The 10,537-nt window shown below is 45.7% G+C and carries 9 protein-coding genes; 7 read left to right on the forward strand and 2 right to left on the reverse strand.

Annotated features, from left to right (window positions below; genetic code table 11):
* Window positions 1–29: 29 nt before the first annotated feature.
* The gene (gene mrcB, locus IQO02_RS06920) at window positions 30–2,429 is read right to left on the reverse strand and encodes a penicillin-binding protein 1B (protein WP_010436009.1); all 2,400 of its coding nucleotides are present in this window, start codon (window positions 2,427–2,429) and stop codon (window positions 30–32) included.
* Window positions 2,426–4,924: an ATP-dependent helicase HrpB gene (gene hrpB / locus IQO02_RS06925; protein ID WP_081275293.1), complete on the reverse strand. Its 2,499-nt coding sequence runs from the start codon at window positions 4,922–4,924 to the stop codon at window positions 2,426–2,428. Before hrpB ends, mrcB begins: the two co-directional genes overlap by 4 nt.
* Before the next feature lie 34 nt (window positions 4,925–4,958).
* On the opposite strand from hrpB, the gene sfsA reads away from it, so the two are divergent.
* From sfsA to IQO02_RS22085, 7 genes are all read left to right on the forward strand, one after another.
* Window positions 4,959–5,684, forward strand: coding sequence for a DNA/RNA nuclease SfsA (gene sfsA, locus IQO02_RS06930; protein WP_010436003.1), 726 nt, complete (start codon window positions 4,959–4,961; stop codon window positions 5,682–5,684).
* A 135-nt stretch (window positions 5,685–5,819) separates the two neighbouring features.
* Window positions 5,820–6,266 (forward strand): RNA polymerase-binding protein DksA, encoded by a 447-nt coding sequence (dksA, locus tag IQO02_RS06935; RefSeq protein WP_004738189.1) that lies wholly within the window; start codon window positions 5,820–5,822, stop codon window positions 6,264–6,266.
* 218 nt (window positions 6,267–6,484) lie between these two features.
* The gene (gene gluQRS / locus IQO02_RS06940; protein ID WP_016768220.1) at window positions 6,485–7,360 is read left to right on the forward strand and encodes a tRNA glutamyl-Q(34) synthetase GluQRS; all 876 of its coding nucleotides are present in this window, start codon (window positions 6,485–6,487) and stop codon (window positions 7,358–7,360) included.
* Between the two features lie 183 nt (window positions 7,361–7,543).
* Window positions 7,544–8,899, forward strand: coding sequence for a polynucleotide adenylyltransferase PcnB (pcnB, locus tag IQO02_RS06945; protein WP_010435997.1), 1,356 nt, complete (start codon window positions 7,544–7,546; stop codon window positions 8,897–8,899).
* A complete protein-coding gene (folK, locus tag IQO02_RS06950) occupies window positions 8,896–9,381 on the forward strand; it encodes a 2-amino-4-hydroxy-6-hydroxymethyldihydropteridine diphosphokinase (RefSeq protein ID WP_016768219.1) in 486 nt (161 codons plus the stop codon). Before pcnB ends, folK begins: the two co-directional genes overlap by 4 nt.
* A gap of 22 nt (window positions 9,382–9,403) precedes the next feature.
* Window positions 9,404–10,198, forward strand: a complete 795-nt coding sequence (gene panB, locus IQO02_RS06955; RefSeq protein ID WP_016768218.1) for a 3-methyl-2-oxobutanoate hydroxymethyltransferase — start codon at window positions 9,404–9,406, stop codon at window positions 10,196–10,198.
* Window positions 10,199–10,206: 8 nt separating this feature from the next.
* Window positions 10,207–10,537 (forward strand): pantoate--beta-alanine ligase (locus tag IQO02_RS22085; RefSeq protein ID WP_228006018.1); only part of this gene is annotated, 331 nt, incomplete at its 3' end.

Below are 10,537 nucleotides of genomic sequence, written 5' to 3' on the forward strand. Positions count from 1 at the left end.
TATCCTTGTCATTCTTTTCTGTTACGACTTTACCACTGAAAAAGCTTTTTTAGCCACTGTTTTGGTTGACTTTCACAGCCCTTCTTAATATTTCCGTTCTCATCCCACACCGGCAATTTAACAGCGCCATCACAGTCTAACTCTAAGGCACCATCTGACGTTCGGGTAAAACTAGCTGTCGCGACTCCTGTTGGCCACGGCAGTAACAATTGTTCAGGTGTTCTCTGCTTTAAGTAATCAGCATAAACACGTAACGCACCACTAGAACCGGTTAGCTTTGTTGGTTGATTGTCATCACGCCCTAGCCAAATAGTAGTCACTTCACGGCCATCAACCCCAACAAACCAACTATCTCGGCTGTCATTACTGGTACCCGTTTTACCGGCCAAACCTGCCCATGCAAACTGACCTTGTAAGAAGCGACCTGTGCCTTCCGACACCCCTCGCTTCATTGCATAAGTCGTTAACCAAGCCGCTTGTTGATCAACACTTTGCGATACACGAGGAATCGATTGATACAGAACCTCACCATCATTATCAACAACCGAACGAAGCGCAGACAAAGGTGCTATACGGCCAGAGTTGGTAATCGTTTGGTACATCTGCGCTACCTGAAATGGGGTCAATGAGAATGAACCCAAAAACATCGATGGCACTGGGCGAATTTCGTTTTTATCGACACCCAGTTTTCCGATCGTATCGGAAACGCTATCGATCCCTAGCTGCATCCCTAAGCGAACCGTTGGGACGTTGTAAGACTTAGAAAGCGCTACATACAAAGGCACCTCGCCACGGAACTTCCGATCGAAGTTTCTCGGGCTCCAGACACTGCCTTTACTGCCTTTCAAACTCAGTGGCGTATCCATCAAGGTCGTCGCCAACGTATATTTCTGGGGTCGTTCTAATGCAGTCAAGTAGATTGCAGGCTTAACCAAAGAACCAATAGGACGACTCGCGTTCAAGGCTCGGTTAAAGCCATCGTAGCCAGTACGTTTACCACCTACCATTGCTCGGATTTCACCAGTATTTCGATCAACGGCAATCGCAGCTGCTTCAAGCTTATTACCCGCTGTTTTCGAGAGTTCCGGAACTTTACGCGCAATCGACTTCTCTAGCTTATCTTGAGAAACCGGATCCAAAGATGTAAATACTCGTATCCCTTTTTTCGCTTCAAAGCGGTCACCAACATATCTCTTCAGTTCAATATTAACCTGTTGGAAATAAGCTGGCTGACGACTGGCTATGCGAGGGTTATCTTGAATATCCAAATCACGGCTCGCCGCTTCTTCGTACTGTTGCGGAGTAAGAATATCTTGTTGCATCAACAAACGAAGAACCAGATCTCGTCGAGTCTTCGCTCGTTCGGGATAGCGAACGGGGTTGTAATACGAAGGGCCTTTGACCATGCCAACCAGCAGAGCCAACTGATCAATTCGCAGCTCTTGAATCGGCTGACCGAAGTACAAACGAGACGCTAAGCCGAAACCATGAATGGCTTCACCACCATTTTGACCAAGATAAACCTCGTTCAAATACGCTTCTAAGATACGATCTTTGCTATAACGATGATCCAAGATCAACGCAATATAGGCTTCACGAACCTTACGCCACAAGGTACGCTCACTGGATAAGAACAGGTTCTTCGCTAATTGTTGAGTCAGCGTACTGCCCCCTTGCACCGTTCGACCCGCCTTAACATTAACCACCATCGCACGAGCAATCGCCAATGGTGAAACGCCATCGTGCTGGTAGAAATTTCGGTCTTCGGTTGCCAATAACGCATCAACCATTACCTCAGGGAACTGATTGCGTTTTAAGAACAGACGCTGCTCATCGTTACTTTTCTCAAGCATGCCAAGCATTTTCGGTTCAACACGCAGGTACCCCATATCGCCTTTCTTCTCTAGCGACTGGATACGAGTTAGTTCGTTGCCGTTGAAATGCAGCATCACATGACGATCCGCTTCTGGCCCATCGACAAACTCGAACGGGCGACGAATCATTTCAATCTTAGTTGATGAAGAAGAGTATTCACCCGGATGACGAGGCGCATTCACCTTGCGATAATTAAGAACATCGAGCTCATTCTTCACTTGTACCAAGCTAACCTGAGTTCCCGGTGACAAGTCCAGCACTCGTGCATAAACAACGGTTGGCAAGTCAAACAACTGGCCTTCAAAGCGCTGTTTGACTACCGAATCCAAATAAATACCGACGAACAGCAGCAATGCTGCTAGCGCTAGGCCCGCTTTCCAAGATATGCCCCATAGAATCTTCAGCCAACTTCTTTTACTCGAGTTCTTAGCGCTTGATTTGGTCTTTTTCGTAGCCGTTCTCGGTTTTCTTGTTTTAGCTTTAGTCGTTGGTGACTTTTTTGCTGGCGCTTTTTTAGGTGGTGCCTTTTTTGGCGTTAACATTTTGGTCATCATCGATTCAACTGTCGTTTGGTTTTAGTGGTTGCTACATGGTTAGCAGGGTCATCCGGCCAAGGGTGTTTGGGGTAACGGCCTTTCATCTCTTTTTGCACTTCTTTGTACGCGCCAGCCCAGAAGCCAGCTAAATCTTGAGTGATTTGTAATGGTCGTTGTGCAGGTGAAAGTAATTCCAGAACCACCTTTTTACGCCCTTGAGCTATCAATGGGGAATCTTGTTCGCCAAAAACTTCCTGCATTCGTACTGAGATCACAGGCTCAGATTGATATTGGTATCGAATCGCCTTTTTACTTCCCGTTGGCATTAGGTAATTCGTTGGTAACCATTGGTCGATGTCTTGATTCAAAGGCCACCCAAGATACGCCGATAGCGCTTGCTCCACCGAAACATTCAACAACCCTTTAGCTGACTTAATGCCATTTAAATACGGCGAAAGCCACTCATCAAGATGCTCAACTAAGCTTGCATTATCCATCGCAGGCCAATCATGCTCAGGCATCCAAAGTTCAGCACAACGCACGCGCTCAACAAACTGCTTCGCTGAAGCTGTCCAATTCAAACGGTCAAGACCACATCGAGCGATATAATTCAGTAGCGCTTTGCTTGTCTGATTCGCATCCGGCTCTGGCAAGGCTTTAGTGCTGATGATTAGGCTACCCAATGACACTCGTTGTTCGGCGACCAAACGGCCACGCTTCTCATCCCAATCCGCATAATCAGAAATCACGAAGAGCTTCGGAAATGCCTCTTCTAACTTTTCGATATCAATCGCAGTTGCGAGGAAGATCTGACTTGCTCGCCCAGTGCTGCGCATCAAGTCAATCACCACGATATAATCATTGTTAGCCAATGGGTCATCATCACGCACCTCAGCTCCGTGACCGTTCGCTAGAAGAAAAGCACTGCTCGTTGTGCTTCTCGCCTGAGCAATTCGGTCTGGAAATGCAAAACAAAGCACTAATGGTAGCAATGATTCGTCAAGTTGTGACAAATCTAAGTGATGATTGAGTCTGCTAGCGAGGCTTTTCGCTCGTTGCATAACAATACTGTTTTTCGAGTGTTTTCTTTGCTTAAATCGGTGCAATGAATGCTGAATATCAGTGACATTTCGCTCAGGTTCCTCAAGTAAAGCGGCAGCGACGATGGCAATGTTAAGTGAAAGTTGGCTGCTTTGCTGTGCTTTGATTAGCATGCTAGCGATACGAGGTTCTAAGCCTAAACGCTGTGCCTGCTTCCCCATTGCCGTAAACTGGCCATTACCATCGAACAACTCAAGACCCTGCAACAGTTGTTTAGCTTGCGCAATTGAAGCCTGTGGTGGAGTGTCTAGCCACTGCAGTTCATCCGCATTTGCAGCTCCCCATTGTGTCAACTCCGCCACCAACGAAGAAAGGTCGGAATGAAGGATTTCAGGTTCTGGTACAGCGGGTTGCTGCATAAGTTGCGTTTCGCTGTACAGACGAACACACAGGCCCTCTTCAATTCGGCCAGCCCGGCCAGCTCGTTGCTCTGCTGAGGACTGCGAGATTTTCACTTGCTCAAGCTTAGTGATGCCCGTTTTTAAATCAAACTTTGCCACTCGTTCTAAACCAGAATCCACCACCAAGCGAATGCCCTCAATCGTCAAAGAGGTTTCGGCAATATTGGTAGCTAACACCACCTTTCGACGGCCTTTCACCGATGGCGAGATCGCTTTCTGCTGTTGAGAAAAGCTGAGCTGACCGTACAAAGGGCAAACATCGATATCACCGGCAAGTTGTTCGAGTTGAGATACCAACTGTTTAATCGCAGAAACGCCCGGCAAGAAAGCTAAAAGCGAACCCGACTCTTTTTCCATCACAGATCGAATCACACTGGCCATTTTAGGGGCTAGATATTCATTTGCGTTAAGAGGCTGATAGCGAAAATTGACAGGGAAACTTCGACCTTGTGATTCCACGTATTTAGCATTCGGCAGCAAAGTTTGTAGAGCTTGTTGATCTAAGGTTGCCGACATCACAACCACTTTTAGATCGTCACGCAGTGCCTCTTGGATCTCTAAACTAAACGCCAATGCGGTATCGGCATGAATGCTGCGCTCGTGAAACTCATCAAAGATCACCATATCAACCCCTGTTAACTCAGGGTCGCTTTGGATCATTCGAGTCATAATCCCTTCGGTAACGATTTCCAAGCGCGTCGAACTGCTGGTTTTAGATTCACCACGAACTCTATAACCTATGCTTTCACCCACCGTTTCTCCCAATTGGCTCGCTAAATAAGTTGCAATATTCCTTGCAGCCAAACGCCTCGGTTCAAGCATGATGATCTTTCCTTGAACAGCGTTAGTCTTAACTAGTTGCAGAGGGAAGAATGTTGACTTACCCGCACCGGGAGCGGCCTTTAGAATAAGTTGAGTGTGCGTTCGTACGCCAGCGAGTAGATCTGGCATCACAGCTTCTATGGGCAGTTGTGGCAATGGGAGAACCTTGTGGTGTAATGTTGGCAACATTGTACATAAAAACCTACCTGTCTAAATAAGTAATATGCACTTCAATCCCCCATTAGAGCCAGCGACTCTTATTAAACGCTATAAACGTTTTCTCACTGATATAAAACTTCCAGACGGCAGTGAGCGTACTATTCACTGTGCTAATACTGGAGCGATGACGGGATGCGCAACCCCAGGCAATACGGTGTGGTACTCCACATCAGATAATGCAAAAAGAAAGTACCCAAACAGCTGGGAGATCTCAGAAACAGACAAAGGCCACCGTATTTGTGTAAATACTGCGCGGGCAAACCAGCTTGCAGTGGAAGCAATTGAAAATGGGACTATAGTTGAACTCTTAGGATACAACGCGTTACGGACTGAAGTTAAGTATGGCAGTGAGAATAGTCGAATAGATATTCTGCTTGAAGATAGCGAAAAGCCGCTCTGCTATATCGAAGTAAAAAGCGTCACTTTGCTCGACGAGCAAGAAACGTCAACCGAAGGACAAGGTTTTTTTCCTGATGCAGTCACAACCCGAGGCCAAAAACATCTGCGTGAACTCACAGAAATGGTCGAATCTGGAAATAGAGCCGTACTTTTATTCACTGTTTTGCATTCAGGTATTGAAAAAGTGTCTGCGGCACACCATATAGACGCCAAATATTCGTTATTACTAAAACAAGCACAAGACGCTGGAGTTGAAGTGCTTTGCTATAAAGCAGAGCTCAGCAGTACTCAAATACAACTAAAACAAGCCGTTGAATTTATCAATAGCTAAGCAAAGATGCTGAACTAATCACATTGATTGCAACTTTGGATAAGAGTATTTGCCACCATTCGTTCTTTCTGCTATAGATACCCGCCTTAAAATTAGCTGCTTTGCAGTTGACTAGGTGTAAATAGGAGATGCTGTATGCCAGAATCTAAGAAAAAAGCGCTAGGCATCCTAGCCATCGCAGGTGTTGAACCGTACCAAGAAAAGCCAGGTGAAGAGTACATGTCACCTGAGCAAACGGAACATTTTACAAAAATTTTAGCAGCTTGGCGCAACCAGCTCAGGGAAGAAGTTGATCGTACTGTGCACCACATGCAGGACGAAGCAGCGAATTTCCCAGACCCAGTTGACCGTGCTTCTCAAGAAGAAGAATTCAGCTTAGAGTTACGTAACCGTGACCGTGAGCGTCGTCTTATCAAGAAAATCGAGAAGACACTAGACAAGATCGAAGAAGACGATTTCGGCTTTTGTGATTCTTGCGGTATCGAGATTGGCATTCGTCGCCTTGAAGCTCGTCCAACTGCTGATCTTTGTATTGACTGTAAAACGCTTGCAGAGATCAAAGAGAAACAGATGCAAGGTTAATTCTTGCGGATGTAAAAAAGGGAGCTTTGGCTCCCTTTTTTGTTTGTTATTCAAGCGAAGTATTTCACACGCTTGATAGTAAATAGCAGCTTTAAGCCTTGGTTCTATACATCAAACCTTGTTTATAGAGATTGAAGCTTAGTTCTACACATTAATGCTCTAGTTAAACGTCTTAAGAATCGGCTACTGCGGTACCATTTAGATTAGGTTGTTCACTCATGAATTATATCGGGCGCTTTGCACCATCACCGTCAGGTCCTCTTCATTTTGGATCACTTGTTGCAGCTCTTGGTAGCTACTTTCAAGCGAAATCTAACCAAGGACAATGGTTGGTTCGCATGGAAGACTTAGACCCGCCAAGAGAAATGGCCGGCGCTGCAGACCTGATTCTTAAGACGCTTGAAGCTTACCACCTGTTTTGGGATGGCGAAGTCGTTTATCAAAGCCAGCGTCATGACCTCTATCAGGCACAAATCGACCAATGGGTCGCTGATGGCCAAGCTTATTACTGCCAATGCACCCGTAAACAGATAAAGTCCTTAGGCGGATTTTATAATGGTCACTGTAGGCATGCTGGTTTAATTGATTCCGGTGAACAAGCCGTACGTTTGTGCATGGACTTCCCAGTAGAATCTTTTCAGGATGTTCGACACGGTCAGATTCAGATCCCTAAAGGATTGGCTGAAGAAGATTTTATTATAAGGCGCAGAGACGGACTGTTTGCCTATAACCTCGCGGTTGTCCTTGATGACATAGAACAAGGGGTGACAGAGGTAGTAAGAGGTGCAGACTTAATAGAACCGACAGGTCGACAGATTAGCTTGTATAAGACACTCAAACAAAAAACCGTGAATTACTTGCACTTACCATTGGCAACCGATGGCTTGGGGAATAAACTGTCAAAACAGAACCATGCTACTGCAATCGATATCGACAACCCAAAACCGACGTTAATCAACGCCATGCAATTCTTAGGTTTTGATATACCTAAAGCTTTTTATGAGGCCTCAATGGATGAGATTTTAACGTGGGGCAGCCAACAATGGAACGTCAGTCAATTACCTGATAGTTTACAAAAAGAGCACTGTAATTAGCTCGAAACTCACGGCAAATAGTAAAAGCGACACATAAAAATGCCATAACCAATAGCTGCAGCTAAGCAGACGATGTTCTCAAATGGCTCGCGCTAAGTTATTATTAGCCGCAATTAAACTCTGCACTACCACTTTGGACTAAGAGAAAAACAAAGTTGGCGATACCTACTTTGTTCTAAACTAATGAATACAAACGACAATACCCCAAGCGAACAACGCGGATTCCACGAATTAGCACTGAATATTTATACTCGTCAAGAGCACAATATTTCACGCAAGCAGATCAGTGACAACGCACTAAAAGTGTTATATCGCCTGAACGGTGCGGGTTTTGACGCGTTTTTAGTCGGTGGTGGTGTACGCGATATCTTATTAGGCTCTCAGCCAAAAGATTTTGATATTGCTACCAACGCAACGCCAGAACAAATCAAACACCTATTTAGAAACTGTCGCCTTATCGGTCGCCGTTTTCGATTAGCACACATCATGTTTGGCCGAGACATCATTGAAGTAGCGACTTTCCGTGGTCACCACCAGGAACCATCGAAAAACGTTTCGGCTCAATCGGAAGAAGGCATGTTGCTACGCGATAACGTGTACGGTAATGTTGATGAAGATGCAGAGCGTCGTGACTTCACTATAAATGCAATGTACTACAACATTGCAGACTACAGCATCCACGATTACGCAGGTGGTGTAGAAGATTTAGAAGATAAGCTGATCCGTCTAATTGGCGATCCAGAAACGCGTTACCGCGAAGATCCAGTACGTATGCTACGAGCAATGCGCTTCGCTGCTAAACTGGATTTTGATATCGAAGAAGATACTGCAGACCCTATCGAAGAGTTAGCGCACCTTCTAAAAGATATCCCAGCAGCACGCCTTTACGAAGAGTCTCTGAAGTTACTGCAATCAGGCCACGGTTTAGAAACCTACCACTTGATGCGCGAATACAACCTGTTCCAACAGATGTTTCCATCCATCGCTGAGCACTTTACAGAGAGTTACGATTCTCACACAGAACAGATGCTTGATTTGGTCCTTGATTCAACAGACCTTCGTATTGAAGATGGTAAGCGAGTAAACCCAGCATTTATGTTTGCCGCGATTCTTTGGTACCCAATGAACAAGCTCGCTGACAAACTTGTCGCTGAGCAAGGTATGGCTCATTACGATGCGATCATGGAAGCAAGCAATATCATCCTTGATCAGCAAGTTAAATCGATTGCGATTCCTCGTCGTCACACTGCAACCATTCGTGAAATTTGGCAACTGCAACTGCGACTGCCTCGCCGCAACGGTAAACGTGCCGTTCGTTTAATGGAACTCAACAAATTCCGCGCTGGCTACGATTTCCTAGAAATGCGTGGTGAGATTGAAGGTGGTGAAACCAAAGAGCTTGCAAAATGGTGGGAGCGCTATCAAACCGCTGGCCGCAACATGCGCCAAGCAATGGCTAACGACGTAGCGGCACCATCAAAATCAGGTCATCGTCGCCGTAAGACTTACCGTAATAAAAAAAGTAAGCAATCCGAATGATAACGGCTTATATTGCGGTCGGCAGCAACCTTGCCGACCCAGTTAGCCAAGCAAATTTGGCTATCGAAACGCTAAAAAACCTACCGCGTTCAACGTTTATTGCGACCTCTCAGCTATATAGTAGCACTCCAATGGGGCCACAAAACCAACCTGACTACATCAACGCGGTAGTCGCTATCCAAACCGAATTAACGCCAATTGAGCTACTTGATTGCACTCAAAAAATCGAGCTAGAACAAGGGCGTGTCCGTAAAGACGAACGTTGGGGGCCAAGAACCTTGGACCTCGACATTGTGCTGTACGGCAATGAGGTGATCGATTCAGAGCGCTTAATTGTTCCTCATTACGGAATGAAAGAACGAGAGTTTGTACTCTACCCGCTTGCTGAAATCGCACCAAGTTTACAACTCCCTGATGGGACTGAGCTGACAGACTTACTCAAGTTAGTTGATAAGAACGGGCTCAATGTTTGGCAACAATAGCCAGGCGCATTAAGGAAAACCAATGAAAAAAGTAACCATTAACGACCTGATCAAATGCAAACGTGAAGGCCGTAAATTCGCGACGTCGACAGCTTATGATGCGAGCTTTGCTCAATTATTCGAAAGCCAAGAGATGCCCGTCCTACTTGTCGGTGATTCACTGGGTATGGTTCTACAAGGCCATAACGATACGTTGCCAGTAACCGTTCAAGACATTGCTTACCACACGCGTTCAGTTCGCGCAGGTAGCCCAAACTGTCTTCTTATGGCTGACATGCCATTCATGAGCTATGCAACACCAGAACAAGCTTGTGAGAGTGCTGCAACTTTAATGCGTGCTGGCGCGAACATGGTAAAAATCGAAGGCGGAAGCTGGTTGGTTGACACTGTGAAGATGCTAACAGAGCGTGCAGTACCCGTTTGTGCACACTTAGGCTTAACGCCTCAATCTGTGAACATCTTTGGTGGTTACAAAGTACAAGGCCGTGACGACGAGCAAGCCGATAAAATGGTTGCAGATGCGCTAGCTTTACAAAATGCAGGCGCTCAGATCGTATTACTTGAATGTGTACCAGCTTCGTTGGCAAAAAGAATTACAGAAGCTTGTGACGTACCGGTTATCGGTATCGGTGCGGGTAACGTTACTGATGGTCAGATCTTGGTTATGCATGACATGTTCGGTATTTCTGCGAACTACATGCCGAAATTCTCTAAGAATTTCCTAGCGGAAACAGGTGATATGCGTAAGGCAGTAGCTCTATACAAAGAAGAAGTAGAGAGCGCGCGCTTCCCTGATGAAGCTCATACAATCGCTTAGGAGTAAGTATGCAAACTTTTGCTGAAATAGCGGCTCTTCGTGAGCAGATTAAACAGTTTAAGCGTGATGGACGTACGATTGCTTTTGTACCGACAATGGGAAACCTGCATGAAGGCCACCTCACTCTGGTAAAGAAGGCTCGTGAATTAGCTGACATTGTTGTGGTAAGCATTTTTGTTAATCCAATGCAGTTTGATCGTACTGATGACCTAAACAACTACCCTCGTACGTTAGAAGAAGATCTAAGTAAACTAACAGGCGAAGGCGTTGAACTAGTGTTTACACCGACTCCAGAAGTAATGTACCCAGACGGATTAGACAAACAGACGTTTGTTGAGA

It is taken from the genome of Vibrio sp. OPT24 (assembly GCF_015163545.1).
In the GTDB taxonomy this organism is placed as follows: domain Bacteria; phylum Pseudomonadota; class Gammaproteobacteria; order Enterobacterales; family Vibrionaceae; genus Vibrio; species Vibrio cyclitrophicus.

Coding starts and splice junctions, on each gene's coding strand:
- sfsA (WP_010436003.1), top strand. CDS start 4,959: ATGCACTTCAATCCCCCATTAGAGCCAGCGACTCTTATTAAACGCTAT.
- folK (WP_016768219.1), top strand. CDS start 8,896: ATGATAACGGCTTATATTGCGGTCGGCAGCAACCTTGCCGACCCAGTT.
- gluQRS (WP_016768220.1), top strand. CDS start 6,485: ATGAATTATATCGGGCGCTTTGCACCATCACCGTCAGGTCCTCTTCAT.
- pcnB (WP_010435997.1), top strand. CDS start 7,544: ATGAATACAAACGACAATACCCCAAGCGAACAACGCGGATTCCACGAA.
- hrpB (WP_081275293.1), bottom strand. CDS start 4,924: ATGTTGCCAACATTACACCACAAGGTTCTCCCATTGCCACAACTGCCC.
- dksA (WP_004738189.1), top strand. CDS start 5,820: ATGCCAGAATCTAAGAAAAAAGCGCTAGGCATCCTAGCCATCGCAGGT.
- panB (WP_016768218.1), top strand. CDS start 9,404: ATGAAAAAAGTAACCATTAACGACCTGATCAAATGCAAACGTGAAGGC.
- mrcB (WP_010436009.1), bottom strand. CDS start 2,429: ATGATGACCAAAATGTTAACGCCAAAAAAGGCACCACCTAAAAAAGCG.